At 64.7% G+C, this 24,718-nt stretch carries 23 protein-coding genes; 14 read left to right on the top strand and 9 right to left on the bottom strand.

What is annotated here, in order from left to right:
- Window positions 1-283 precede the first annotated feature (283 nt).
- From ACUCV3_RS13495 to ACUCV3_RS13485, 3 genes are all read left to right on the top strand, one after another.
- A complete protein-coding gene (locus tag ACUCV3_RS13495; protein ID WP_234415736.1) occupies window positions 284-1,768 on the top strand; it encodes a M23 family metallopeptidase in 1,485 nt (494 codons plus the stop codon).
- 40 nt (window positions 1,769-1,808) lie between these two features.
- The gene (locus ACUCV3_RS13490; RefSeq protein WP_048937819.1) at window positions 1,809-2,600 is read left to right on the top strand and encodes a nucleotidyltransferase family protein; all 792 of its coding nucleotides are present in this window, start codon (window positions 1,809-1,811) and stop codon (window positions 2,598-2,600) included.
- A 105-nt stretch (window positions 2,601-2,705) separates the two neighbouring features.
- Window positions 2,706-3,068, top strand: a complete 363-nt coding sequence (locus tag ACUCV3_RS13485) for a hypothetical protein (RefSeq protein ID WP_048937820.1) — start codon at window positions 2,706-2,708, stop codon at window positions 3,066-3,068.
- Between the two features lie 95 nt (window positions 3,069-3,163).
- On the opposite strand, the gene ACUCV3_RS13480 is transcribed toward ACUCV3_RS13485, so the two are convergent.
- On the bottom strand, window positions 3,164-4,510 hold the full coding sequence (locus tag ACUCV3_RS13480; RefSeq protein WP_482240683.1) for a lipopolysaccharide biosynthesis protein: 1,347 nt from the start codon (window positions 4,508-4,510) through the stop codon (window positions 3,164-3,166).
- Window positions 4,511-4,636: 126 nt separating this feature from the next.
- Between ACUCV3_RS13480 and ACUCV3_RS13475 the strand changes: the two genes are divergently transcribed.
- Window positions 4,637-5,407, top strand: a complete 771-nt coding sequence (locus ACUCV3_RS13475; protein ID WP_048937822.1) for a phosphocholine cytidylyltransferase family protein — start codon at window positions 4,637-4,639, stop codon at window positions 5,405-5,407.
- Between the two features lie 63 nt (window positions 5,408-5,470).
- Here ACUCV3_RS13475 and ACUCV3_RS13470 read toward each other — a convergent pair whose 3' ends face one another.
- A complete protein-coding gene (locus tag ACUCV3_RS13470; protein WP_048937823.1) occupies window positions 5,471-5,833 on the bottom strand; it encodes a hypothetical protein in 363 nt (120 codons plus the stop codon).
- A gap of 118 nt (window positions 5,834-5,951) precedes the next feature.
- Complete coding sequence (locus tag ACUCV3_RS13465) at window positions 5,952-7,130, bottom strand: BamA/TamA family outer membrane protein (RefSeq protein WP_234415737.1); 1,179 nt, start codon at window positions 7,128-7,130, stop codon at window positions 5,952-5,954.
- A gap of 168 nt (window positions 7,131-7,298) precedes the next feature.
- Between ACUCV3_RS13465 and ACUCV3_RS13460 the strand changes: the two genes are divergently transcribed.
- Window positions 7,299-8,324, top strand: a complete 1,026-nt coding sequence (locus ACUCV3_RS13460) for an outer membrane beta-barrel protein (protein ID WP_048937825.1) — start codon at window positions 7,299-7,301, stop codon at window positions 8,322-8,324.
- A gap of 24 nt (window positions 8,325-8,348) precedes the next feature.
- Here ACUCV3_RS13460 and ACUCV3_RS13455 read toward each other — a convergent pair whose 3' ends face one another.
- The 3 genes from ACUCV3_RS13455 to ACUCV3_RS13445 are packed head-to-tail and all read right to left on the bottom strand — an operon-like array spanning window position 8,349 to window position 10,956.
- Window positions 8,349-8,780 (bottom strand): HIT family protein, encoded by a 432-nt coding sequence (locus ACUCV3_RS13455; RefSeq protein WP_048937826.1) that lies wholly within the window; start codon window positions 8,778-8,780, stop codon window positions 8,349-8,351.
- Entirely contained in the window at window positions 8,777-9,880 is a 1,104-nt protein-coding gene (locus ACUCV3_RS13450; RefSeq protein ID WP_048937827.1) for a CDP-alcohol phosphatidyltransferase family protein, read from the bottom strand. Before ACUCV3_RS13450 ends, ACUCV3_RS13455 begins: the two co-directional genes overlap by 4 nt.
- Window positions 9,877-10,956: a glycosyl transferase gene (locus ACUCV3_RS13445; protein ID WP_048937828.1), complete on the bottom strand. Its 1,080-nt coding sequence runs from the start codon at window positions 10,954-10,956 to the stop codon at window positions 9,877-9,879. The genes ACUCV3_RS13450 and ACUCV3_RS13445 overlap by 4 nt, the downstream gene beginning before the upstream one ends.
- 278 nt (window positions 10,957-11,234) lie before the next feature.
- On the opposite strand from ACUCV3_RS13445, the gene ACUCV3_RS13440 reads away from it, so the two are divergent.
- The 9 genes from ACUCV3_RS13440 (at window position 11,235) to ACUCV3_RS13400 (ending at window position 21,883) form a co-directional block, all read left to right on the top strand.
- Window positions 11,235-12,023: a succinate dehydrogenase iron-sulfur subunit gene (locus ACUCV3_RS13440; RefSeq protein ID WP_004211148.1), complete on the top strand. Its 789-nt coding sequence runs from the start codon at window positions 11,235-11,237 to the stop codon at window positions 12,021-12,023.
- A gap of 1 nt (window position 12,024) precedes the next feature.
- On the top strand, window positions 12,025-12,486 hold the full coding sequence (locus tag ACUCV3_RS13435) for a PaaI family thioesterase (RefSeq protein ID WP_048937829.1): 462 nt from the start codon (window positions 12,025-12,027) through the stop codon (window positions 12,484-12,486).
- On the top strand, window positions 12,483-13,595 hold the full coding sequence (gene zapE, locus ACUCV3_RS13430) for a cell division protein ZapE (RefSeq protein ID WP_048937830.1): 1,113 nt from the start codon (window positions 12,483-12,485) through the stop codon (window positions 13,593-13,595). Before ACUCV3_RS13435 ends, zapE begins: the two co-directional genes overlap by 4 nt.
- A gap of 316 nt (window positions 13,596-13,911) precedes the next feature.
- Window positions 13,912-14,874, top strand: coding sequence for a malate dehydrogenase (gene mdh, locus ACUCV3_RS13425; RefSeq protein WP_010337480.1), 963 nt, complete (start codon window positions 13,912-13,914; stop codon window positions 14,872-14,874).
- Between the two features lie 99 nt (window positions 14,875-14,973).
- A complete protein-coding gene (gene sucD / locus ACUCV3_RS13420; RefSeq protein WP_004211155.1) occupies window positions 14,974-15,858 on the top strand; it encodes a succinate--CoA ligase subunit alpha in 885 nt (294 codons plus the stop codon).
- 98 nt (window positions 15,859-15,956) lie between these two features.
- Complete coding sequence (locus tag ACUCV3_RS13415; protein WP_004211156.1) at window positions 15,957-18,752, top strand: 2-oxoglutarate dehydrogenase E1 component; 2,796 nt, start codon at window positions 15,957-15,959, stop codon at window positions 18,750-18,752.
- Between the two features lie 8 nt (window positions 18,753-18,760).
- On the top strand, window positions 18,761-20,005 hold the full coding sequence (gene odhB / locus ACUCV3_RS13410) for a 2-oxoglutarate dehydrogenase complex dihydrolipoyllysine-residue succinyltransferase (RefSeq protein WP_017501596.1): 1,245 nt from the start codon (window positions 18,761-18,763) through the stop codon (window positions 20,003-20,005).
- Between the two features lie 107 nt (window positions 20,006-20,112).
- Window positions 20,113-21,513, top strand: a complete 1,401-nt coding sequence (lpdA, locus tag ACUCV3_RS13405; RefSeq protein WP_010337479.1) for a dihydrolipoyl dehydrogenase — start codon at window positions 20,113-20,115, stop codon at window positions 21,511-21,513.
- A 94-nt stretch (window positions 21,514-21,607) separates the two neighbouring features.
- Window positions 21,608-21,883: a hypothetical protein gene (locus tag ACUCV3_RS13400; protein ID WP_004211159.1), complete on the top strand. Its 276-nt coding sequence runs from the start codon at window positions 21,608-21,610 to the stop codon at window positions 21,881-21,883.
- On the opposite strand, the gene ACUCV3_RS13395 is transcribed toward ACUCV3_RS13400, so the two are convergent.
- From ACUCV3_RS13395 to ACUCV3_RS13385, 3 genes are all read right to left on the bottom strand, one after another.
- Window positions 21,859-23,010: a GGDEF domain-containing protein gene (locus tag ACUCV3_RS13395; RefSeq protein WP_048937831.1), complete on the bottom strand. Its 1,152-nt coding sequence runs from the start codon at window positions 23,008-23,010 to the stop codon at window positions 21,859-21,861. The genes ACUCV3_RS13400 and ACUCV3_RS13395 overlap by 25 nt on opposite strands.
- 142 nt (window positions 23,011-23,152) lie before the next feature.
- A complete protein-coding gene (locus ACUCV3_RS13390; protein WP_048937832.1) occupies window positions 23,153-23,914 on the bottom strand; it encodes an enoyl-CoA hydratase/isomerase family protein in 762 nt (253 codons plus the stop codon).
- Between the two features lie 7 nt (window positions 23,915-23,921).
- Complete coding sequence (locus tag ACUCV3_RS13385) at window positions 23,922-24,590, bottom strand: HAD family hydrolase (protein ID WP_170978376.1); 669 nt, start codon at window positions 24,588-24,590, stop codon at window positions 23,922-23,924.
- Window positions 24,591-24,718: the final 128 nt, after the last annotated feature.

Raw genomic sequence — 24,718 nt, 5'->3', positions numbered from 1 at the left:
TGGGGCCTATGTCGTGCAGGATGGCGGGCAGGGCAAGGACTTTGCGCGATCGGCCCGATGTTCCCTTGGTTAACGGGACTCTGCCCGGCCATGGGCACGTTTCGTCGCAGCGGCGCGGGTCATGGCAGCGTCTTAAATTGACTTTAACCCTGCGCGTTCACAAGGGTGCGGTCCGACGCATGGCGCGGGGACCATTGCGTTGGCGATGCGATAAAAAGCACCCCGGGGGTTGCGGCTTTTGTTCCAGGATAATCAGTCGGGTTTTCAGCAGGGTGGCGCGTCCATGTCGCTATGGCTGGCGGACAGCCTGCAGCGACCGGCGGCGCCGCGCGACTGGCGCACGCGCCTGCGCGACTGGGCGGAGGACGTCAACCTCGTCCCGGACCTGGGGCAGAATGTCGGCAGCCTTACCTGGTTTCGCGGCCTTGCCACCTGTTTTGGCCTGTGCGCCACCGCCCTCTATCTCTCGCCCGGTTTCCAGCCGGTGCCCGGCGCGCCCGAACCGCTACTGGCGCCCGCCCAATATGACGAGGTGCGCAGCCAGATGATCACGCCGCTGGCGCTGGGCGCGGACAGTGGCCGGCGGATGGGCGCGACCGATACGGTGCAGCCCCTCAAGGAAACGCCCGAACGGCCGCAGATCGAACTCAATGCCCAGATCGGCAGCAGCGACACGCTGGCCCGCGCCTTGTCGCGTGCCGGGGTCAGCAGCGGCGATGTCGCGACCGTGACCAGCATGGTCGGCGGCGATATCGGCGCAGGCGTGAAGCCGGGCACCCGGCTCGACATCATCCTGGGCCGCCGTGCCAGCCGCACATCGCCCCGGCCGCTCGACAAGCTCAATTTCCGCGCGCGGCTCGACCTTGCGGTCGAACTCAACCGGGTCGGCGGCGTGCTGCAGGTGACGCGCGTGCCCATTCGCGTCGACAACACCCCGCTGCGCATCCAGGGCGTGGTCGGCGACAGCATCTATCGCTCGGCCCGCGCCGCCGGTGCGCCGCCCAAGGCGGTGCAGGCCTTCCTGCGGGTGATCGCCAAGCAGGTCGATCTGGGATCGATCGGCGCGGGCGACCGCTATGACATCATCACCGAATATCATCGCGCCGAAACCGGCGATGTCGAGGTGGGCGAGCTGCTCTATGCCGGTTTCCGCCGGGCGCGGGGTAAGGCGGTCGACATGCTGAAATGGACCAGCGAGGGCCGCACCGAATGGTTCGAGGCATCGGGCGTGGGCGAAAAACGCGGCGTGCTGGGCGCACCGGTCGACGGCGCCCGCATGACGTCGGGCTTCGGCATGCGCCGCCATCCGATCCTGGGTTATACCCGCATGCATGCCGGCATCGATTTCGGCGCGCGCTACGGATCGCCCATCTATGCGGTGACCGACGGCGTGGTTGCCTTTGCCGGCCGCCATGGCGGCCATGGCAATTATGTCCGTGTTTCCCATGGCGGGGGCCTGGCCACCGGCTATGCGCATATGAGCCGGATCGCGGCGGTGCCCGGCCAGCGGGTGCGGCGCGGCCAGGTGATCGGCTATGTCGGTTCCAGCGGCCTGTCGACCGGTCCGCATCTTCATTATGAGTTGTATCGCAATGGCCAGGTGGTCAATCCGCTGTCGGTGAAGTTCACCACGACGGCGCAACTGACCGGCAGCAATCTGGTCGCTTTCCGCGCGCGCCTGGCCCAGCTCAAGGGGCTGAAGGTCGGCACGCATGAGGTGGCGGCGGCCGCGCCGACCGCGGGCGCACCGGCCGCTGCGGGGAAATAAGCGGCTTTGCGGCAGTGGCTCGCTCGGCTAACGAGCGGGCATGACATCCTCCCATCCCGTCACCATCACCGCAATCCTGCTGGCAGGGGCGCGGCCGATCGCCGATCCGCTCGCAACCGCTGCCGGCGTGCCGGTCAAGCCGCTGGTGCCGGTCGCGGGGGAGCCGATGATCAACCGCCCGGCGCGCGCCTTGCTCGCCCATCCGGCGATCGGCCAGCTGGTGGTGCTGACGCAGAATCCCGAATATTTCGCCGATGATCCGGCCACCGCCTGGCTGGCCAGCGATCCGCGCGTGCGGTTCGAGCGCGGCGGCAAGGGCATCGCCTCCTCGCTGCTGGAACTGATGGAGAAGGCGGACCTGCCTTTCCCGCTGCTGATGACGACGGCGGACCATGTGCTGCTCGACGCGGCGATGCTGGACCAGTTCGTGGCGGAGGCGACGGGCGCCGACATCGCCGTCGCCATGGTCGAGAAGGCGACCCTGCTGGCCCATTATCCGCAGTCGCGCCGCACCTGGCTCAAGTTCCGCGACGGCTGGTGGTCGGGCGCGAACATCTTCTGGTTCGGCAGCGCCAAAGCGCGCCCGGTGATCGCGTTGTGGCAGGATGTCGAGCAGGACCGGAAGAAGGGCTGGAAGATCCTGTCCGCCTTTGGCCCGCTGGCGCTGGTCGGCGCACTGCTGCGCATCCTGACCCTGCGCGGCGGCATTGCGCGGGTGGGGCGGCGTTTCGGCCTGACCGCGCGGCTGGTGGCGATGGACCAGGCGGAAGCCTGCATCGACGCCGACAAGCCCGACGACATCGTGCTGATCGAATCCATCCTCGCGCGCTAAAGGGCAGGGCGTTTCCCTATCGGGTTATTCCCGATGCCGCGCGCTGTGGCTGCATGCTAGAAACAATCGGACCCGGCAGATGGGCCCGATGAAGGGAGCACCCGCATGCGCAAGATTCTGCCCCTGGCGGCATTGTTGCCCGCCACCCTCGTCCTGATGGCACAGACAACGCCCGAAGCGGCGCCCTCGCCGCCGGCGCCGACCCCGGTCACTCCGGTCAGCGGCGATTCCCGCGACGTATCGGTCGCCGCCTGCCTGAACGAAGCCAAGGCCCAGGGCGCAAAGAAGGGCGTGATCGACGTCACCCTGCGCGAGGTCGAGGATACCGACAAGAAAAGCGACAGCCGCGGTGCCGTGCGCGCGCTGGTCAATGTCGTGATCGACAAGGACGGCAAGCAGAAGACGGTCAAGAAGACGTTCAAGTGCAGCACCCAGAACGGGGTGGTCACCGCCTTCAAATATTATTGAATTTCCCTAGCCCGGTCTCATCAGGCTGAACCGGGCGCGGCACCAGTGCGTCGTTCCTCTCCCCCCTCGATCCAGGGATGGCGCGCTGGTGTCGCTCAGTTCGCGTCGGGCTCCGGCGGCAGCGTATCGCGCAATGCCAGCGCATGGCGGGTGGCAAGACCCATCATCAGGAAGCCGGCGATCGAGGCGACGATATTGGCGATCGCAGCGCCGATCGTGCCATTCATCGGCAGCAGCACCGCCTGCATCCCCAGCAGCAGCAGGGTGGAGGCAAAGGTGATGCGCAGCGACAGGCCGGCCCGGTCGGTCGCCATCAGCAGCGGGCGATAGCTGACCCCGACCAGGTCGATGCAGGCCGACACGCCCAGCAGCATCAGCAGCGGATAGGCGGGGAGGAATTCCTTGCCCGCGATCAGGCCCAGCAGCGGATGGCCGATGGTCAGGATCAGCGCGATGATGATGGCGCCGGCGATCAGCGCCAGCCGGTTGGTGCGGCGGAACAGGGACCGCAGCGCATCCACGCCATGGCTGGACTGTGTGCGCGACAGTTCGACGAAGATGCTGCGCGAGAGCAGGCTGGAAATCTTGGTCAGAGACTGGGCGAGCTGGTTGGCAAGGCGATAGAGGCCCGCGCCCACCGGCCCGACGAACAGGCCGACGACCAGCACCGCGACCTGCTGTCCCATGGCGGACAGGCTGGTCTGCAGGTTGGTGGCGGTTAGGAAGCCGACGATGCCGGGATTTTCCTGGCGCGCATCAAGCGCCCGGCCGGCGGTCCAGCTGCCGAGCCGCCCCTTGCCTTCGCGCAGGGCGAGGTACCAATAGGCCGCCGCGCACAGCAGTTCGGCGGCGCCCCAGGCGATCAGGAAGCCGGTGATGCCGGGCATCAGCGCAAGCGCCAGGCCCGCGCCGATCATCCGTCCGACCGGGATCATGGTTTCGGCGACGGCGGCCGAATCGAAACGGTCGAACAGGCGCAATATGCCGGTGGGGGAGGAGCGGATGGTGATCATCATCACCATGCAGAACAGCCAGGCCTGAAGCCCCATGCCCGGCCCCAGTTGCAGCTGGTTGCCGAAGGCGAGGATGATGATCGCGGCGATCAGGCCGCCGGCCACGGCCGAGGCGAGATCGATCAGGATGCAGAAGCGCAGCACCCGGTTGAGCGCATTGCCGTTGCCGTCCACCAGATGCGGCTGGCCATAGCGCACGACGATCTGCCAGCTGTCGAAGGACACCAACGTCTTGATGACGTTGGCGGCGCTCAGCACCAGCGCGAAGCGGCCGAAATCGGCAACGCCCAGCGTGCGGGTGACGATGGCGAGATAGGCAAGGCTCAGCACCGCGCCCACGCCCTTGCCGCCCAGCAACCAGCCGGTATTGGCCAGGATACGGGCAAAGCCATCCTGTGCGCTGCTACCCTTTGCGCGCTTCAACTTCACCGGAACAGGAGCCTTTCGCGTGACACGCCGTTTGTTGCTGGCGGGCGTCTATCTAGGGAAGGGCGGCGCATTGCGCAAATGCGTCCTTCTCTTCCCTGCGCTGCGAAATCGCTCTAAAGCGCGGGCATGACCATCAAGAAAGCCATCATCCTCTCCGCCGGCCAGGGTTCGCGCCTGCTGCCGCTGACCCGTGACGTGCCCAAGTGCATGATCGACTTCAACGGCCGCACCCTGATCAGCTGGCAGATCGCCGCGCTGGTCGCCAATGGCGTGACCGACATCGTCGTCGTCACCGGCTTCCGCACCGAGCGGGTCGAGGATCATGCGCTGCAACTCTATCGCGAGACCGGCGCGCGCATCCGCACGCTGTTCAATCCCTTCTTCCAGGTCGCCGACAATCTGGGCAGCTGCTGGATCGCGCGTGAGGAGATGGACCAGGACTTCATCATCCTGAACGGCGACACCATCGTGTCGGACGAGATCGTCGCGAAGCTGGTCTCGGGCGCCAAGGACGCGATCACCGTCACCGTCGATGTGAAGCCCGACGGCGACTATGACGATGACGACATGAAGGTGAACCGGGACGAGACCGGGCGCCTGCACCATATCGGCAAGCGGCTGCTGCCGCCCGACACCAATGCCGAATCGATCGGCATGCTGGCGTTCGTGGGCGAAGGGCCGGCGATCTTCCGCAACCAGGTCGACCAGATGATGCGCACGCCCGAAGGCGTCGCCCGCTGGTATCTGCGCGCGATCGACATCATCGCCAAGGGCAACCGGGTCGGCACCGTGTCGATCGAGGGGCTAGCATGGCAAGAAGTCGATTTCCCGCAGGATGTCGATGCCGCCAATGCGCTCACCGAGAAATGGGTGGAAGAAGGGCGCTACGGCGCGTGAGCGCCGGGTTGCGTAGCCAATTCGGCGGCTGCCAAATGGCCGCAATGGGTGAATAGGAGACTGTCAGCTTTCAGCCGAAAAAACGGCAAATCTTGCCACTTCGGTGGATGACATGGCTTTGGCCATTTCGCGGTCTTTGTAGCCGTCTAACGTACTCAGCCAATCGACAAAGTCTTGGCATCCACCGGCCTCAAGCGGGAAAATACCGACAGGCTCTGATCCATCAGAATAGAGCAGAAACACTACATCGTCGCCCCAAGGTCCACTGTCGTCAGTCGCGACAACGACGCGTTTAAGATCGACAATGGGTAGCTGGCGTTCAGTGCCTTGCCCATCGGTGGTAACGATCGCTTCACCTGAGATGGTAACCATCCACGATGAAACGGGCCGAATGCATTTCAACTTGTCGCGCAACCAATTGAACATAGTTGATGATGCTAAGATCGGTTTCCGCAAACTGCAATGTCCGCAGATGGAGAAGCGCGAGAGCCGCGTGGATGGCAAATGTTGGTCGTTTGCCGACCGTCTGATCTGTCTACCCGACCTAAAAGGCTTCCCCGATCCCGAAATAGAAGGCGGCGCCGTCCTTGCCCCAGGCGATGTCGGCCCGCAGATTCACATTGGCCTCCTTCGAGGCGAGATAGCGCAGGCCGAAACCTCCGGCGGGGAGCATCTTGGTATGTTTCCAGATATCCTTGCCGCTGCGCGCAATGCCGCCGATGCCGCCGAAGGCGACCATGCCGATCTTGCCGAACAGATGCTGGCGCACCTCGCCCTGCAGCGCCCAGCTGGCCCGGTCGCGATAGCGGCCGGTCTCGTAGCCACGCAGGTCGCCATTCTGGCCATAGAGGCACAGGTCATAATAGGGCGCGCCGTCCGACGCCTCGCACAGCGTCTTGCGCACCACCAGCACGGTCTCGCGCCCCAGCGGGAAATAGCCATTGCCCGCAATCTGCAGCTTGTGATGGGTGAAGTCGCTGCCCAGCCAGTCGGCGCCATAGGTCAGTGATCCGGTGGTATAGACGCCCTTGCGCGGATCGACCGGATTGTTGCGGCTGTCGAAGGTGAAGGAGGGGCCGAGCATCGCAATCTGGCTGTGCCGCTCGATCGCGGGCGGTGTCAGGTTCGGATGATTGGGCAGCGGCAGCGAAACGCGGGCGTTCATGTCGAGATAATAGAGGCGCGCGCCGAAGGAGAGGTGGCGCAGGAAGCCTTTGCTGAAGATCTGATATTGGGTGTCGACCATGGCGGCGAAGGCCTTGTCGCGCAGCTTGATCGACAGGTTGGACGCGCCGGCATTGGCGCCGATGCCATAGAAGCGCAGATTGGCGACGCCATAGCCGGCCCAGCCTTGGAAGCGCAGCCGGTCGTCGGCCAATGTCATGTTGTGCGATGCGCCCAGGCCCCAGCTATCGGTGCTGGTGTAGCCGCCACCAAAGCCGCTGACCCAGGGGCGGGACGATCCGTTGGGATTATAATAGAGCACCGCCGCACCGGCGAGGCCGGTGCCCATCGCCGGATTGGACAGCGGGATCGGCGCGATTACCAGGTCCGGCTTGGTGCTGGGCGGGGGCAGGGCGGCATCGGGCGCGGGTTCCGGTTCGCCGGCCTGCACGCTCTGCGCCTGATCCATGATCTCGCGCGATGGCGTATTTTGGGCGGCGGCGGGAAGGGCCATGCCCAGGCACATCATCAGGCTTGGGCCGGCCAGCGCGTGTCGCACGCCATGTCTCCCTGTCATATCGGACCAGCCTAGAGGAAGGCGGGGGCGGCACCATCGGGGGAAATGTGCAGGCAAAAGGGGGAAATTACCCAGAAGCCAGGCAAGCGCCTTTCCCGCATATTGTCTGCCCGGCCCGAAGGAGCAGGGCGCGGGGCCGGGGGACAGGGAATGATGGCGATGCGAGGATTGACGCTGCTATCGGTCATGGCGCTGGGTGTGGCGGGCCATGCCCGCGCAGAAGAAGTGCCGCCCGTCCCGATCATTACCCAGGTTGCGACCAGCGCCGATCCCGTCAGCGGGGCGACCGACACGCCGATGCCCGTTGCGCCCGCAGAAGGGGCGGCGGAGCCCCCGCCCGAACGCGAAAAATATCCGCTGCTGCCGATCGGCGGGCGGGCGGCGATCGAGCGCGGCTATCATATCCAGCGCGCGCTGGGCGCCAGCGGCATGCTGATCCACAATGTTCAGCATATGAACAGCCGGAACCTGGCAGTCGCCATCGCCAAGGGCGAGGATCCGCCCGAGGGCGCGTCGCTGCTACAGGTGCCCTTCGTCACCACGACGGAGATGGAAAGCCGGACCAGCAACAGCGAGTTCAAGGCGGATGTCTGGCTGTTCCCCTTCCTCAACCTGTTCGCCGGCATCGGCAAGGTGAAGGGGCATGTCGATGTCGGCGTCGACATCGATCTCGATGCCTTCGTGCCTTTCCCCTTCTGTCGCCCGGCCAAGCCCTGCGGTCATAGCCAGCTGCCCTTCAAGGCGGATGTCGACAACACCTCCTTCACCTTCGGCAGCATCCTGGGTTATGGCAGCAACAGCTGGTTTGCCGCCCTGTCCCTCGCCAAGACGATCAGCGTGGCGAAGAAGGACCGGTCCGACATGCGGATGACCAACATCGCGGCACGGGCCGGCCCGCGCGTCTCGCTGGGCGGCAACACGATCCTGACACCCTATGTCGGCGCCAATTATTTCGACATGGATGTCACCGTGTCGGGGCTGGTGCGCAGCGGCCCGTTGTTCGAGGACGGCGATGGTGTCGGCCTGCGCTACAAGGTCGACCTGTCGAGCCGCCGCCCCTGGGCCGGCATCGCCGGCGCCAATCTGGAACTGTCCAGCCATTGGGCGATGCAGGCCGAATATAATCTGGGGCAGGAATCCAACCGCTTCGTGCTGAGCCTGACCTTTCGGCCCTGATTCGGCCGGCCCCGATCCGTCCGATCAGAGGGCGAAATGCCCCTTCAGCCAATCGCGCAGCGCCGTGTCAGCTTCGTTGTCAATCTTGACCGCGCTGCCAAGGTCGGGCTGGCCCGGCCAGCCGGCATCGGTGATGGTCAGGCCGGCGGCGCTGCGTTCCCCGTCATAGCGGGGGATGACATGGAAATGGACATGCGGGTCGACCATCATCAGCATCAGATAGTTGATCTTGGCATAGTTCACCGCGCGGGTCAGCGCGGCCTCGATCGCGGCGGTGACGGTCTTGAGTTCGGCATGCGCCGCGCCCGGCAGGTCGCCGAACGCGGTCGCGTCGCTCTTGGCTGCCAGCACCAGCGATCCCAGCGTCGGCTGGGCGGGGCGCAGCAGCACGACCCAATGGTCGAATTCGGCAACCAGCGTCGCGGGCCAGCCGAACTTGGCGATGGTCGCGTTCATGCCGCTGCCTCGGCCTCGTCCATCCAGCTGACGATCGGCCGGCCGGAGCGGTGGACGATATAGGCCTGGGCCAGGCGCACGGCATGGACGACCAGCGAGATGATGGTCCACCAGGCGAGCGCGATCAGGCCGATATCGGGCCGGCCGAACAGCAGCGCCACGAACAGGATCACCATGTTCGGGTTGCGACGCGCGGTGATCAGGCGGAACTGACTGTCGAACGGACGCCATACATGGATGTCCATCTTGAAGTCCTTGAGGAACATCCCCTCGATCAGGCGCTGGAGGATATAGCCCGCGATCACGGCGGTCATGATGAAGGTGAAGGTGCCGGCCGACAGGCCCAGCCCCCAATAGGTAAGGCCCACGCCCCAGAAATACCACCAGAAGGGCGGGTGGACCAGGTCGACGCCATGGTCGATCACATTGCCCCATTTGGAAGAAGTGATGGTGCAGCGGGCGAGCTTGCCGTCCACCGTGTCCAGCACCATGAAGATGAAGCCGCACAGGAAGCCGGTCCAGAACAGTCCCTTGGCGAACAGGAAGGTGGCGACGAGGCAGAGCGTCACGCCGATCACCGACACCATGTTCGGTGTCATCTTCAGCTGCGCGGCGATGCGCGTCAGGATCAGTGCCAGTTCGGGCCAGAGATATTTGGTCAGCAGGTCGGTCACGCCCTTATAGGCGCCGAAATAGCTTTGCCGTTCGATCGCCTTGCGGGTCTGGGGCACCAGTTCGCGCACCATCGGCTGTTCCAGCTTGCGCAGCTGGCGATTGTATAGCTTGCGCCCGTCCGACAGGTCGATGAGGCCGCTGGCCTTCATCGGGTCGCTGCCCGCGGGCACCTGACCGACGATCGGCTGGCCGGCCCAGGCGAACATCGTGCCGGGCGTTTCCAGCACCAGCCGCAGCAACAGCGGGTCGAAGGCATAGGCGAGGTTGAAGACCAGTTCATGGCCCGGCGCCAGCGTGCTGCCATTCTTGGCCGCGCTTTCCGCCATGCGGCGATTGCGTTCGGCGTTGGACATGCCCCAGATCGGGGTCGCATTCTCGCCGAGCAGGCGAACCGGGCCGAGGGTGGTGCTGATCGTCTGCATCATGCCTGTGCCTTCTGCGCAAAATCGAGGATGAGGGCGGCCTGCCGCTGCGAGGCGGGGACCGGGGAAAGATCGATACTATCCTGCATTGCCGCTTCCTGAGCAGCAACCAGGCCCGGTTGCAAGTCTGCTGCCCGATCGAGCGCGCCCTGAAGCGCATCCGCGCGGTCGATCACCTGGCCCAGGCGCCAATGGGCGAAGGCCTGATCCTCGCGCCAGTCATGATGGTCGAGGTTCAGGAAGATGCAGGGGCGGGGGGTGAGCAGAAACTCGTAAACCTGGCTCGACACGTCGCCCAGATAGGCGTCGGCGCTGGTCGTGTAGCTCATGTCGATCGAGTGGCGGCTACCCATGTCGACGCGGATATGCGGGCTGTCGCTGTGGATTGGCGGGATGCGGCGGGCGAGCTTCACATGCGGCGCGATGATGACGTTCCAGCCCTGCAGCGCTTCGAGCGCGGCCATGACCTGCGGCCCGTGCCTGACCCAGGAGGACAGCTCCGGGTCGAAATGCGGATTGTAGAGCAGCACCGGCTTGTCGTCGTCGAACAAGGGGCGGCGCGGCGCGCGCAGTTCGAACTTGGCATAGCCGCCGACCAGGCAATTGGCTTCGGTGCAGAGGCCGTAGCCGATCATCCGGCGCCGGTCCTTCTCGCCCGCGACGATGGTCAGGTCGAAATCGGCGTGGCGCTGCTTGTAGCCGCCAGCCCGGTCGCCCGCGCCATGCTTGATCAGGATCAGGCGGGTGGCAAAGCCGGGCATCCGTTTCAGCCAGGCGCTGGTGATTTCCGTCGTCACCAGCGTCGGGAAGCGGGCGATGGCGCGATAGTTGAGCAGCAACGTCGCCAGCCGCGAGGGCAGGCGGAACAGGGAGTCGGGCTTGGTCGAGGGGCGACGCAGCTTGATGAGGTCGAGCCGTCCTTCGGGATCATAGCTGGCGACCAGATCGAGAATCAGGCGCGAGGGCGAAAGCACATGGACGCGCACATCCGCGCGCTTGCCCAGTTCAAGGGCGGCCGGCAGCCAGTGAAACACCTGCTGCGCTTCGGCGATGGCAAGAAAGGCGATGTCGATCGGCAATGAAGGCGGTCCCCACAGATATTCGCCGCCGCAGGGGCATGACCTGCGTTTGCTTTACTTCGCCCCGCGTCGCAATGCGAGGGGGGAGCGAAACGAGGTCGCTCTAGCGTGGCTGGCGCGGGACGCAAGCCGAAGCCCCTCTTCGGCAATGATTATTTGCAATCGATTTGCAACAAGGCCCGCCGGGGCAGAAACATGGTCTCAGTGCTGGACCTTTGCAGATTTTTCGTTATGCGGACCCCCATCAGACAGACATCGACGAAGAGGCTCGACGAGCGATGGCCGAATTTGCTTTGCCCAAGAACAGCAAGATCAGCGGCAAGGGCGTGACCCACAAGGCGCCCGAGGGCGCGACCAATGTCCGCAGCTTCAAGGTCTATCGCTACGATCCGGACTCGGGCGAGAATCCGCGCTACGATACGTTCGAGATCGATCTCGACAATTGCGGCCCGATGGTTCTCGACGCGCTGCTGAAGATCAAGAACGAGTATGACTCGACCCTGACCTTCCGCCGTTCGTGCCGCGAAGGCATTTGCGGTTCCTGTTCGATGAACATGAACGGCAAGAACGGCCTGGCCTGCACCACCGCGATCGACGAATGCGCCGGCAAGCAGGTGCAGATCACCCCGCTGCCGCACATGGACGTCATCAAGGATCTGGTGCCGGACTTCACCCACTTCTACGCCCAGTACAACAGCATCAAGCCCTGGCTGCAAACCGTCAGCCCCGCGCCGAGCGGCAAGGAGCGGCTGCAGTCGCCCGCCGATCGCGAGAAGCTGGATGGTCTTTATGAGTGCATCCTGTGCGCCTGCTGCTCGACCAGCTGCCCCAGCTACTGGTGGAACAGCGACAAGTTCCTGGGCCCGGCGATCCTGCTGCAGGCCTATCGCTGGCTGGCCGACAGCCGCGACGAGTTCACCGGCGAGCGCCTCGACGAGCTGGAAGATCCCTTCCGCCTCTATCGCTGCCACACCATCATGAACTGCGCGAACGTCTGCCCCAAGGGCCTGAGCCCGGCCAAGGCGATCGCGGAGACCAAGAAGATGATGGTCGAACGGCAGCTGTAAGTTGACCAGCGACGGTGTTGCAGGCGGGCGACCGCTGAACGAAGGGAAATGGTCGGGCTGGACCGCCTGGCACGATCCGCATCCCGACACCTTCCTGCAGGCCATCGGCCGCGGTTACATGCGCGGGCTGGGCGAGAAGAAGGCGCATGTCGCGCTGGAAACCCGCACCAGCCACCGCAACCGGCTCGATACGCTGCATGGCGGCTTCCTCGCTGCCTTTGCCGACCATGCCTATTTCGGCGGCCTGTGGGCGATGGGTTATCGCGATCAGGTGAACGGCGTGACCATCGACCTGTCGATGCAATATCTGGGCGCGGGCAAGGTCGGTCCCGACCTGCTGGCCGAGGTGGAATTGCTGCGCGAGACCGGGCGCCTGATGTTCCTGCGCATGCTGATCACCCAGGAGGGCGAGCCGGTCGCGGCGTCCACCGCCACGCTGCGCAAGGCGCCCAAGGCGCAGTGACCAGCGTCATCGCCCGTTATGATGCGCTGGTCGAGGCTGGCGAATTGCGGCCCGACCCGGACCAGCGTGCCGCCGCCGTGCGACTCGACCAGCTTCAGCATGATCTGGAAGCGACGCCGGCGCGTGGCTCGACGCTGTGGAAGCTGCTGCGCAAGCAGCCCGAGCCGCCGCGGGGCCTCTACATGTGGGGCGGGGTCGGGCGCGGCAAGTCGATGCTGATGGACCTGTTCTTCGACACGGTCCATGTGCAGCGCAAGAAGCGCGCCCATTTCCATGAATTCATGCTCGACGTGCATGCCCGCCTGGCCGAGGCGCGCAAGTCCGAGTCGGGCGATCCGATCCCGCCGGTGGTCGAGTCGCTGGCCGAAGAGGCGCGGCTGCTCTGCTTCGACGAGATGGTCGTCAACAATATGGCTGATGCGGCGATCATGTCGCGCCTGTTCACGGGGCTGCTGGAAAAGCGGGTGACGATCGTCACCACCTCCAACCGTGAGCCCGACGAACTCTACAAGAATGGCCTCAATCGCCAGCTCTTCCTGCCCTTCATCGACCTCATCAAGGCCAAGCTGGACGTGATGACGCTGAACGGTCCGGTCGATTATCGCCGCGACCGCCTGGGCGACTCGAAGCTGTGGCATGTGCCCAATGGGCCGGAGGCGACCAGGGCGCTGTCGGAGGCCTTTTTCCGCCTGACCGACTTTTCGGTCGAGGACCGGGCCAAGGTGCCCTCGGAGGAGATCGTCGTTCAGGGCGGGCGCACCATGCATGTGCCCAAGAGCCTGAAGGGCGTTGCCGTCTTCTCGTTCAAGCGGCTGTGCGTCGAGGCGCGCGGCGCGCCCGACTATCTGGCGATCGCGCGCAAATATCATACGGTCATCATCGTCGGCATTCCGGTGCTGGGGCCGGAGAAGCGCAACGAGGCGGCGCGCTTCGTCACGCTGATCGACTCGCTCTACGAATATAAGGTCAAATTGCTCGCTTCGGCCGATGCCGAGCCGATGCGACTCTATCCCGAAGGGGATGGGGCGTTCGAATTCGAGCGGACCGTGTCGCGGTTGATGGAAATGCAGTCCGACGATTATCTCGCGCTGGGTCACGGCCCCAAATAAGCGCGGCGCACCCCGTCGTGCGCGCATTTCGCCCTATCGCCGCTTGCGTCGACGTTCATCAGGGCGCAACTTTCTTACGGAAAAACAGACCGGATGCTTCCACTTGGGAAGCATCCGGCAGGCTACCGCTGCAGGGAAGGCTCTAGGTCCAGGGTAGGAGACCAGGAGCGACAGGGTGTGAAAAAGCCTCTAATGCAACTGCGAATGAATTGCAAAGATAATTTGCTGCAGGGGGCTTTGTTTGGTTGAAACCCCCACAATATGGGCGTAGGCGCACTGACAATTCCAGAGTTCACATCTTGGAGGATGATTGCATATGGCCCGTAAGAAGATCGCGCTCATTGGCGCTGGCAATATCGGCGGCACGCTCGCGCATCTCGCGGCTCTCAAGGGACTCGGTGACATCGTCCTGTTCGACGTCGTCGAAGGCGTTCCCCAGGGCAAGGCTCTCGACCTGTCGCAGTGCGCCTCGGTCGAAGGCTTCGATGCGAAGATCACCGGTTCCAACGACTATGCCGATATCGCGGGCGCGGACGTCATCATCGTCACCGCCGGTGTCGCCCGCAAGCCGGGCATGAGCCGCGACGACCTGCTGGGCATCAACCTCAAGGTCATGAAGGCCGTGGGCGAGGGCATCGCCGCCAACGCCCCCGACGCCTTCGTCATCTGCATCACCAACCCCTTGGATGCCATGGTCTGGGCGCTGCGCGAATTTTCGGGCCTGCCCGCAAACAAGGTCGTCGGCATGGCCGGCGTTCTGGACAGCTCGCGCTTCAACCACTTCCTGGCGGAAGAATTCAACGTCTCGGCCAAGGACGTCACCAGCTTCGTGCTCGGCGGCCATGGCGACACCATGGTTCCGGTGATCGAATATTCGACCGTCGCCGGCATCCCGGTTCCCGACCTGATCAAGCAGGGCCGTTCGACCCAGGAGCGCATCGACGCCATCGTCAAGCGCACCCGTTCGGGCGGCGGCGAGATCGTCGCGCTGCTCAAGACCGGTTCGGCCTTCTATGCGCCCGCCACCAGCGCGATCGCCATGGCTGAAGCCTATCTGGGCGACAAGAAGCGCCTGCTGCCCTGTGCCGCGAACCTGACCGGCCAGTATGGCGTCGACAATCTCTATGTCGGCGTGCCGGTCATCATCGGCAAGGATGGCGTCGAGCAGGTCATCGAGATCGAGCTGAACGACGAAGCCAAGGCCAACCTCCAGGTGTCGGTCGACGCCGTCAAGGAACTGCTGGAAGCCTGCAAGGGTATCGATCCCTCGCTCGCCTGAGCCAACCAGCTTGCACCGTCCCGTTCCAGGTAAGTGCGCAGCCTGGGACGGGTCGCTTTAGACCCAAGTGCCACGTCCACAGAGAATAAAGGGACACATATGTCCATTCTGGTGAACAAGAACACCAAGGTCATCACCCAGGGTATGACCGGTGCCACCGGCACCTTCCACACCGAAACCGCTCTTGCCTATGGCACGCAGATGGTTGGCGGCGTGACCCCCGGCAAGGGCGGCACGACCCACATCGGTCTGCCGATGTTCGACACCGTTGCCGAAGCCAAGTCGAAGACCGGCGCCGACGCATCGGTCATCTATGTTCCGCCGCCGTTCGCGGCCGACTCGATCCTGGAAGCGATCGATGCCGAAATCCCGCTGATCGTCGCGATCACCGAAGGCATCCCGGTTCTGGACATGGTCAAGGTGAAGCGCGCCCTGTCGGGTTCGAAATCGCGCCTGATCGGCCCGAATTGCCCCGGCCTGCTGACGCCCGGCGAGTGCAAGATCGGCATCATGCCCGGCAACATCTTCTCGAAGGGTTCGGTCGGCGTCGTGTCGCGTTCGGGCACGCTGACCTATGAAGCCGTGTTCCAGACCACCAATGCGGGCCTGGGCCAGACCACGGCCGTCGGCATCGGCGGTGACCCGGTCAACGGCACCAACTTCATCGACGTGCTGGAACTGTTCCTGGCCGACGACGCCACCGAATCGATCATCATGATCGGTGAAATCGGCGGCGACGCGGAAGAGCAGGCTGCCCAGTTCCTGATCGACGAAGCCAAGAAGGGCCGCAAGAAGCCGATGGCCGGCTTCATCGCTGGTCGCACGGCGCCTCCGGGCCGTCGCATGGGCCACGCCGGCGCGATCGTGTCGGGCGGCAAGGGCGACGCGGAAAGCAAGATCGCGGCGATGGAAGCGGCCGGCATCAAGGTCGCTGCCAGCCCGAGCCTGCTGGGCGAGACCCTGCTGGAAGTGCTGAAGGGCTGATCCGCCTTTAAAATATGATATGGAAACGCGGCCGGGCTGCACCCCGGCCGCACTTTCCCGCTCCGCGACTGCACGCGGCATGCATGGGACACAAGACGATGGGTTACGAGAACCAGGATTTCGAGATCGAACAGGGGCCGAGCTGGGCACGCCCCAACTGGCCGTTGGCGGACACCGACGACCTGACCGGGGCGATGGACCCGACGCAGATGCAGGTGGCCGTGAAGGCTGCTGCAAAGGCGCAGGGTGCTGCTGTTTCCGAGGCCGATATCGCATCGGCTGCCGAGGACGCAATCCGCGCGCAGATGCTGATCCGCACATATCGCGTGCGCGGTCATCTGGCCGCCAATCTCGATCCGCTGGGCCTGGCCAAGCGTGACCTGCCGGCGGACCTGACCCCGGAATATCATGGCCTGACCGACGCGTCGAAGAAGGTCTTCCTGGGCGGCACGCTGGGCCTGCAGTACGCGACCGTCGCGGAGATCGTGACGATCCTGCGCCAGAATTACTGCGGTAATGTCGGCCTTGAATATATGCATATCGCGGACGTCGAAGAGCGCCGCTTCCTGCAGGAACGCCTGGAAGGCAAGGACAAGGAAATCCACTTCACGCCCGAGGGCAAGAAGGCGATCCTGGCCAAGGTCATCCAGGGCGAGCAGTATGAGAAGTTCCTGGGCCGCAAATATGTCGGCACCAAGCGCTTCGGCCTCGACGGTGGCGAGTCCATGATCCCCGCGCTCGAAGCGGTCATCAAATATGGTGGCGCATCGGGCGTGCGCGAGATCGTGTTCGGCATGGCCCATCGCGGCCGCCTGAACGTCCTTGCCAACGTCATGGCCAAGGGCTTCCGCGTCATTTTCCACGAATTCTCGGGCGGCACTGCCAACCCCGAAGACGTGGGTGGTTCGGGCGACGTGAAATATCACCTCGGCACCTCGACCGACCGTGAGTTCGACGGCGTCAAGGTCCACATGTCGCTGGTCCCCAACCCGTCGCACCTTGAAACCGTCGATCCGGTGGTGCTGGGCAAGGTCCGCGCGCAGCAGACCTTCCGCGATGACCTCACCAAGCATGAGCAGGTTCTGCCCGTGCTGATCCACGGCGACGCGGCCTTTGCCGGCCAGGGCATCGTCTGGGAATGCCTCGGCTTCTCGGGCGTCAGCGGCTACAACACCGGCGGCTGCGTCCACTTCATCATCAACAACCAGATCGGCTTCACCACCAGCCCGCAATTCTCGCGCGGCTCGCCCTATCCGTCGGACGTGGCGAAGGGTGTCCAGGCGCCGATCCTGCACGTCAATGGCGACGATCCCGAAGCCGTGACCTTCGCGACCAAGCTGGCCATGGAATATCGCCAGAAATTCCATCGCGACGTCGTCGTCGACATGTGGTGCTATCGCCGCTTCGGTCATAACGAAGGCGACGAGCCGGGCTTCACCCAGCCGCTGATGTACAAGGAAATCCGTCAGCATCCGCCGGTCAGCGACATTTATGCCGCGCGCCTGAAGGCGGAAGGCGTGGTGGACGACGCGTTCGTCTCCGGTTCGACCGACGAGTTCGTCGCCCATCTGGAAGACGAGTTCGAAGCTGCCAAGAGCTACAAGGCCAACAAGGCCGACTGGTTCGCCGGTCGCTGGTCGGGCCTGCACAAGCCGGCTGATGCCGAAACCGCGCGCCAGAGCGTGGAATCGGCGATCAACCAGAAGCTGTTCGACAGCCTGGGCCGCACGCTGACCACCGTTCCCGAAGGCCATAATGTCCACAAGACGCTGAAGCGCGTGCTGGATGCCAAGGCCGAGATGTTCAAGTCGGGTGCCAATTTCGACTGGGCAACCGGCGAGGCGCTGGCCTTCGGTTCGCTGCTGTCGGAAGGCTATGGCGTTCGCCTGTCGGGTCAGGACTCGGGTCGCGGCACCTTCAGCCAGCGTCACGCGGTCTGGACCGACCAGGACACCGAGGCCAAGTATATCCCGCTCTCGACCGTGCCACATGGCCGTTTCGAAGTGCTGGACTCGCCTTTGTCCGAATATGGCGTGCTGGGCTTTGAGTATGGTTTCGCCCTGGCGGACCCGAAGAGCCTGGTGATCTGGGAAGCGCAGTTCGGCGATTTCGCCAATGGTGCGCAGATCATCTTCGACCAGTATATCGCGTCGTCGGAAACCAAGTGGCTGCGGTCCAACGGCCTCGTCTGCCTGCTGCCGCACGGCTATGAAGGCCAGGGCCCCGAGCATAGCTCGGCGCGTCTGGAACGCTATCTGCAGCTCTGCGCCGAAGGCAATATCCAGGTCGCGAATATCACGACCCCGGCCAATTACTTCCACGCGCTGCGTCGCCAGATGCTGCGGCCCTTCCGCAAGCCGCTCATCATCATGGCGCCCAAGTCGCTGTTGCGTCACAAGGCCGCCGTCAGCAAGGCCGAGGACTTCCTGGGCGAAACGCACTTTAAGCGCATCCTGTCGGACCCCAATGGGTCGGCCGACAAGGATACCAAGCGCCTGGTGCTCTGCTCGGGCAAGGTCTTCTACGACCTGATGGAAGCCCGCGACGCCGCCGGCGACGCCAACACCCAGATCGTCCGTATCGAACAGATTTATCCGTTCGCCACCGACGCACTGGCCACGCGCATCGAGCGCATGACCAATCTGGAAGACGTCGTCTGGTGTCAGGAAGAACCGCGCAACAACGGCGCCTGGTCCTTCGTCGAACCCTACATCGAGGAAGCGCTGGCCAAGGCCGGCAAGGCGCCCAAGCGCGCTCGCTATGCCGGCCGCAAGGCATCGGCATCGCCTGCCACGGGCCTGGCCTCGCGCCATGTGTCCGAACAGGGCGCCCTCGTCGCCGATGCGCTGGGTCACAGCGTTCGTGAAGAAATCCGTCGCCAGAAGAAAGGCTGAGAAAGCACATGGCAACCGAAGTCAAAGTCCCCACGCTGGGCGAATCCGTTACCGAAGCAACCGTCGGTCAGTGGCTCAAGAAGCCGGGTGAAGCGGTCAAGGCCGACGAGCCGATCGTCAGCCTGGAAACCGACAAGGTCGCGGTCGACGTGCCCTCGCCGGTCGCCGGTGTCATGGGTGATCTGGTCGCCAAGGAAGGCGACACGGTCGAGGTCGGCGCGCTGCTGGCCTATGTGAACGAAGGCGGAGCCGCTGCTGCCGCTCCTGCTGCCGCTGCTCCCGCCGCCAAGGCGGAAGCCGCTGCGCCCGCGCCGGCCGCTTCGGCCCCGGCTGCATCGGACGACGAAGAGGGCGGCAGCCTGACCCTGTCGCCGGCGGTCCGCCGCCTGGTGCTGGAGCATGGTCTTGACCCGAGCAAGATCAAGGGCACCGGCAAGGACGGCCGTCTGACCAAGGACGACGTCATGGCCGCCGTCGCTGCCGGCACTGCCAAGGCTGCTGCTGCGACCCCTGCTTCGGCGCCTGCCGCCGATGCGCCGGCCGCTGGCCCCAGCCGCAAGCAGGAACGCGTCAAGATGACCCGCCTGCGCCAGACCGTCGCCAAGCGTCTGAAGGAAGCGCAGAACAACGCTGCCCTGCTGACCACGTACAACGACGTCGACATGACCAACGTCATCGAGGCGCGCGCCAAGTACAAGGATCTGTTCGAGAAGAAGCATGGCGTCCGTCTGGGCTTCATGGGCTTCTTCACCAAGGCCGTCTGCATGGCGCTGAAGGACATTCCGGGCGTCAACGCGCAGATCGAAGGCGACGAGATCGTCTATAACGACTTCGCCGACATCTCGGTCGCCGTCTCGGCCCCGACCGGCCTGGTCGTTCCGGTCATCCGCAATGCGGAAAGCCTGAGCGTCGCTGCCATTGAAAAGACCATCGGCGGCTTCGGCAAGAAGGCCAAGGAAGGCAAGCTGACGATGGAAGATATGAAGGGCGGCACCTTCACCATCTCCAACGGCGGCGTGTTCGGTTCGCTGCTGTCCAGCCCGATCATCAACCCGCCCCAGTCGGCGGTTCTGGGCCTGCACCGCATCGAGGACCGCCCGGTCGTCCGTAACGGTCAGATCGTGATCCGCCCGATGATGTATCTGGCGCTCAGCTATGACCATCGTCTGATCGACGGTCGTGAAGCGGTGACCTTCCTTGTCGCGGTCAAGAACGCGATCGAGGATCCGACCCGTCTGCTGATCGACCTGTAATAATCACCATTTATTGTTGCCCCGGCTTCGGCCGGGGCGCCTCTTGCCCTTGATTTGGGGCAGAGCGATGCCAGTTAGGCTGGCATGACTGGAGAAGGGAAAACCCCATGTCCGATTTCGATTATGACGTCCTGGTTATCGGTGCTGGCCCGGGTGGCTATGTCGCCGCGATCCGCGCTGCGCAGCTGGGCCTGAAGACCGCCTGCGCTGAAAGCCGCGAGACGCTTGGCGGCACCTGCCTCAATGTCGGCTGCATCCCGTCGAAGGCGCTGCTGCACGCCTCGGAACTTTATGACGAGGCCGCCAATGGCGCGCTCGCCAAGCTGGGCGTCAAGATCGACAAGATGAGCCTGGACCTGCCCACCATGCAGGGCCAGCGCGTCGATGCCATCAAGGGCCTGACCGGCGGCATCGAATATCTGTTCAAGAAGAACAAGGTGACCTGGCTCAAGGGCCTGGCCAGCTTCACCGGCGCCAACACCGTCGAAGTGAATGGCGAGAAGGTGACGGCGAAGAACATCGTCATCGCCACCGGTTCGTCGGTCGCCCCGCTGCCCGGCGTGGCCGTGGACAATGCAGGCGGCAAGATCGTCGATTCGACCGGCGCGCTGGAACTGGACAAGGTTCCGGGCCATCTGGTCGTCGTCGGCGGTGGCGTCATCGGTCTGGAACTGGGTTCGGTGTGGAAGCGCCTGGGCGCCAAGGTGACCGTGGTCGAATATCTCGACCAGATCCTGCCCGGCATGGACGGCGAAGTCCGCAAGGAAGCCAACAAGATCTTCAAGAAGCAGGGCTTCGAATATAAGCTCGGCACCAAGGTGACCGGCGCCGAAGTCGGCAAGTCGGGCGTGACCCTGACCGTCGAACCGGCCGCCGGTGGCGAAGCCGAAAAGATCGAGGCCGACGTTGTCCTGGTGTCGATCGGTCGTCGTCCCAACACCGAGGGCCTGGGCCTCGACAAGATCGGCCTGGAGCTGAACGCGCGCGGTCAGATCGAGACCGATCATGAGTTCGGCACCAAGGTTCCGGGCGTCTGGGCGATCGGCGACGTCATCCCCGGCCCGATGCTGGCGCACAAGGCCGAGGACGAGGGCATTGCCGTCGCCGAGAATATCGCGGGCCTGACCGGCATCGTGAACCATGACGTGATCCCCTCGGTGGTCTACACCAAGCCGGAAATCGCGGGCGTGGGCCTGACCGAGGAAGCCGCCAAGGAACGTGGCGCCGTCAAGGTCGGCAAGTTCCCGATGATGGCGAACAGCCGTGCCAAGACCAATCACGAGCCCGACGGCTTCGTGAAGATCATCGCCGACGCCGAAACCGATAAGGTGCTGGGCGTGTGGATCATCGCGACCGTCGCCGGCACGATGATCGCGCAGGCGGCGCAGGCCATGGAATTCGGCGCGTCGAGCGAAGACATCGCCTATACCTGTCATGCGCACCCGACGCACAGCGAAGCGATCAAGGAAGCGGCGATGGCCGTGACCGGCAAGCCGATCCACATGTGATCGACTGCGCTATCGCAGGATAAGGGAAGGGGCCTCCGCCAAGCGGGGGCCTTTTTCTTTTGGGGAAGGACGCGCGCTGTTCTATCGGACGCGCATGAACCAGTTCCCCTCCAGCCAGTCGGTGCCGTCGGCCAATCCTGAGCGGTTGTTCTTTGCGCTATGGATCATCTTTTCGGTGCTGACCGCGCTGGCCGACATCATCGCGATCGTTCGCCATCCCGAAATGACGCTGCAGATATTACCGCAGACGGCTCTGGGACTGGCGGTGTGCCTGCCCTTCGGCGCGGTCGCGATCCTGCTGCGACGCCGGCGGCTCAAGCGCCAGGCGGCGCGCGACGCCTTTCTTCAGGCGATGGCGCGGCTCGACTGAGCATCGCCGGCGGGCGCCAGCGCGGGCCGAATGGCGACGCGGTTGCGGCCCTTTTCCTTCGCTTCATAGAGCGCGCTGTCGGCGCGGGCGATCGCGTCATGGATCGAGCGGTCGGCGCGGTGCAGGCTGGTGAGGCCGAAGCTGGCGGTGAGCGGGCCGGGCAGGCCAAGCCGGCTTGCCGCCTGTTCGGCAAAGCGCAGCCGGATCGCGTCGGCTATGCCGGTCGCCATGGCGGGGTCTGCGCCGGGCAGGAAGAGGATGAACTCCTCGCCGCCGAAGCGGGCGATGACGGCATCGGCCGGGGCCAGCGCCCGCAGGGCATCGGCCAGCGCGACGATCACCCGGTCGCCCAGCCCATGGCCATGGGCGTCGTTGACCCGCTTGAAATGATCGATGTCGCAGGCGATCAGGCTGCCGCTGGCATCATGGCGCGCCACCGCTTCCTCGAACCCGCGGCGGTTGAGCAGGCCCGACAGCGGATCGACATGGGCATCATGGCGATAGCGGGTGAGCACGTCCTGCATGGCCGTCGCGAGTGCGGAGAGGGCCAGGAACAGGCCGAACATGCAGGCCAGCGCCTGCATCAGGAAGGCATATTGGCTGTCGCGGAACGCGACGCCGCCGGGCAGGGTGAAGGACACGCTGCTGCCGCGCAGCAGATTGTCGAGCGCGACCAGAGTGACGGCGGCATAGAGGGCGCGATCGGGCCAGCCGCGAAGCTGGCCGCGCCCGGCGATCAGCGGAATGGAAATCAGCAGGAAGCAGCCGAAGTCGGACGACACCAGTTCCAGCGGGACGATGTCCCGCATCACCGCAAAGCTGCAGATCAGGATCGATATCGCCCAGATGGCGATGCGCAGCCCCAGCACCCAATTGGGGCGCCAGCGCGTCAGCAGTGCCTGGCTGAACAGCAGGAAGCCGGTGGCAAAGGCGGTGTCGGCGACGATGCCCCACAGGTCGGTCGGCAGGAAGTCGAACGCGACCGGCACGGCAAAGCCCATGGCGACGCTGAAGAAGGCGCCGCTCCACCAGCCCGCTTCGCGCGCGCCCCAGCCCCAGACGATGAGGAAGGCGACGCCGAAGCTGGCCATCATGATGGGCAGGAAGAAGGCGAAATTCTCACCCACGAGGCGCGACCGATCCTTTGTGCAGCATGACGGCATGACGTCGCGTCATGCAGGAGCGCCATCCTGCATTTTCCGGTAAATGTCGATGGTTAAGAGAGCGTAACGGTTGCGGCGGGCCGAGCGGGAAACTGCCTAACCTGGATCAGAAACGCGGTTTCCGCTTCTCGCGGAACGCCGCGACGCCTTCGGCAAAGTCGGGATAGGTGAAGGCGTCGCGGAACATCTCCAGCGTCACCATATCGTCATCCGCCTGTCCGTCGAGGATGCGGCGGACCATCGCCTTCGACGCGCGCACGCTATGCTGGGCATTGGCGGCGATCTCGCCGGCCAGCCTTTCAGCGGCGGCCAGCGGATCGGCCGCGACCTCATCGATCAGACCGATGGCAAGGGCCGCGTCGGCATCGTGCAGCGCGCCGGTGAAGAGGATGCGCTTGGCCCGTGCCGCCCCGACCAGATCGACCAGCAGGCGGGTGTCGAACAGCGAATAGACGATGCCCAGCTTGGCGGGCGTGATGCCCATGCGCGCGGTGGGGGCCGCGATGCGCAGGTCGCAGGCGATCGCCAGGCCGCATCCGCCGCCAACGCAATCGCCGTCGATCGCCGCGATCACCGGCTTTTCGGCATGGGCCAGCGCATATTGGGTGGAGCGGATCGCGGCCTGATTGGCGGCACGCCAGCCGGCATCGCCCGAACAGGCGGCAAATTCATGGATGTCGGCGCCCGCGCAGAACAGGCCGGGCGTCGCCGAGGCCAGGATCAGCACGCGGATGTCCGCGTCGGCCATGGCATCGGCTACCAGATGGGGCAGCGCTTCCCACATCGCCTGGGTCATGGCGTTGCGGCGATCGGCTCGGTCGATCAGCAGCCGGGCGATCGCGCCGTCGCGCTCCAGCCGCAGGGTCATGGCCGCGTCATGCCGGCCAGGCTTCCAGCATCGGCACCAATTCGTCGAAATGGTGGATCACGCCGTCGGCCTCCAGATTTTCGACCGGGCCGTCGAGGAAGCCGAAGCTGACCGCGATGCTGGGAATGCCGGCATTGCGGGCGCCGGCAATGTCGTTGATCGTGTCGCCCAGGAAGATGGTGCGGCCGCCGCCGGCCCGCTCGATCATCGCATGGATCGGCGCCGGATCGGGCTTGGCAATGCCGACCGTGTCACCGGCCACGACCGAGGCGAAGCGGTCGAACAGGCCCAATTGGTGCAGCAAGGGAATCGTGAAGCGTTCCGCCTTGTTGGTGCAGATGGCGAGCCGCACGCCGCGCTCCGCCAGCGCATCCAGCATCGCCATCATGCCGGGATAGGGCAGGGAGTAGAGCGCCAGATTCTGCTCATAATAATCGAGCAGGATCGGCAGCGTCTGGTCGAGGATCGCTTCGTCATAGCCGCCCGACGCGTCGAGCGCGCGCTGCAGCATCACCTTGGCACCCTTGCCCACGAAGGGCCGGATGGAATCGACCGGGAAGGGGGCTCGGCCGATCGTGCCGATCGCATAATTGACCGCCGCGGCCAGATCGCCGCTGGTGTCGAGCAGGGTGCCGTCGAGGTCGAAGCCGACAATGTCGAAGGATAAGCGTGCCATGGCATCGCCATGCCGCGTCGGCGGTGGCAATGGCAAGGCAAACATGGCAGAGAGCCGTGATATTCCAGACCACTTGAACGAAAAGGACGCGCTCGCCGTGACCGCACCTCGCCCCCTAGCAGTCGTCA

The sequence above is a fragment of the Sphingobium sp. VMM genome (genome assembly GCF_056790315.1).
The sequence above is the reverse complement of the archived record's forward strand: the minus strand, read 5'-3'. Positions and strand labels throughout refer to the sequence as shown.

What these genes read in the sequence shown, in the direction of transcription:
- ACUCV3_RS13440 (WP_004211148.1), top strand. Translation starts at nt 11,235, where the DNA reads ATGGCCGAATTTGCTTTGCCCAAGAACAGCAAGATCAGCGGCAAGGGC.
- ACUCV3_RS13470 (WP_048937823.1), bottom strand. Translation starts at nt 5,833, where the DNA reads ATGTTCAATTGGTTGCGCGACAAGTTGAAATGCATTCGGCCCGTTTCA.
- ACUCV3_RS13485 (WP_048937820.1), top strand. Translation starts at nt 2,706, where the DNA reads ATGCGCAAGATTCTGCCCCTGGCGGCATTGTTGCCCGCCACCCTCGTC.
- ACUCV3_RS13460 (WP_048937825.1), top strand. Translation starts at nt 7,299, where the DNA reads ATGATGGCGATGCGAGGATTGACGCTGCTATCGGTCATGGCGCTGGGT.
- ACUCV3_RS13455 (WP_048937826.1), bottom strand. Translation starts at nt 8,780, where the DNA reads ATGAACGCGACCATCGCCAAGTTCGGCTGGCCCGCGACGCTGGTTGCC.
- ACUCV3_RS13490 (WP_048937819.1), top strand. Translation starts at nt 1,809, where the DNA reads ATGACATCCTCCCATCCCGTCACCATCACCGCAATCCTGCTGGCAGGG.
- ACUCV3_RS13450 (WP_048937827.1), bottom strand. Translation starts at nt 9,880, where the DNA reads ATGATGCAGACGATCAGCACCACCCTCGGCCCGGTTCGCCTGCTCGGC.
- ACUCV3_RS13385 (WP_170978376.1), bottom strand. Translation starts at nt 24,590, where the DNA reads ATGGCACGCTTATCCTTCGACATTGTCGGCTTCGACCTCGACGGCACC.
- mdh (WP_010337480.1), top strand. Translation starts at nt 13,912, where the DNA reads ATGGCCCGTAAGAAGATCGCGCTCATTGGCGCTGGCAATATCGGCGGC.
- ACUCV3_RS13495 (WP_234415736.1), top strand. Translation starts at nt 284, where the DNA reads ATGTCGCTATGGCTGGCGGACAGCCTGCAGCGACCGGCGGCGCCGCGC.
- sucD (WP_004211155.1), top strand. Translation starts at nt 14,974, where the DNA reads ATGTCCATTCTGGTGAACAAGAACACCAAGGTCATCACCCAGGGTATG.
- lpdA (WP_010337479.1), top strand. Translation starts at nt 20,113, where the DNA reads ATGTCCGATTTCGATTATGACGTCCTGGTTATCGGTGCTGGCCCGGGT.
- ACUCV3_RS13415 (WP_004211156.1), top strand. Translation starts at nt 15,957, where the DNA reads ATGGGTTACGAGAACCAGGATTTCGAGATCGAACAGGGGCCGAGCTGG.
- ACUCV3_RS13475 (WP_048937822.1), top strand. Translation starts at nt 4,637, where the DNA reads ATGACCATCAAGAAAGCCATCATCCTCTCCGCCGGCCAGGGTTCGCGC.
- odhB (WP_017501596.1), top strand. Translation starts at nt 18,761, where the DNA reads ATGGCAACCGAAGTCAAAGTCCCCACGCTGGGCGAATCCGTTACCGAA.
- ACUCV3_RS13390 (WP_048937832.1), bottom strand. Translation starts at nt 23,914, where the DNA reads ATGACCCTGCGGCTGGAGCGCGACGGCGCGATCGCCCGGCTGCTGATC.
- ACUCV3_RS13400 (WP_004211159.1), top strand. Translation starts at nt 21,608, where the DNA reads ATGAACCAGTTCCCCTCCAGCCAGTCGGTGCCGTCGGCCAATCCTGAG.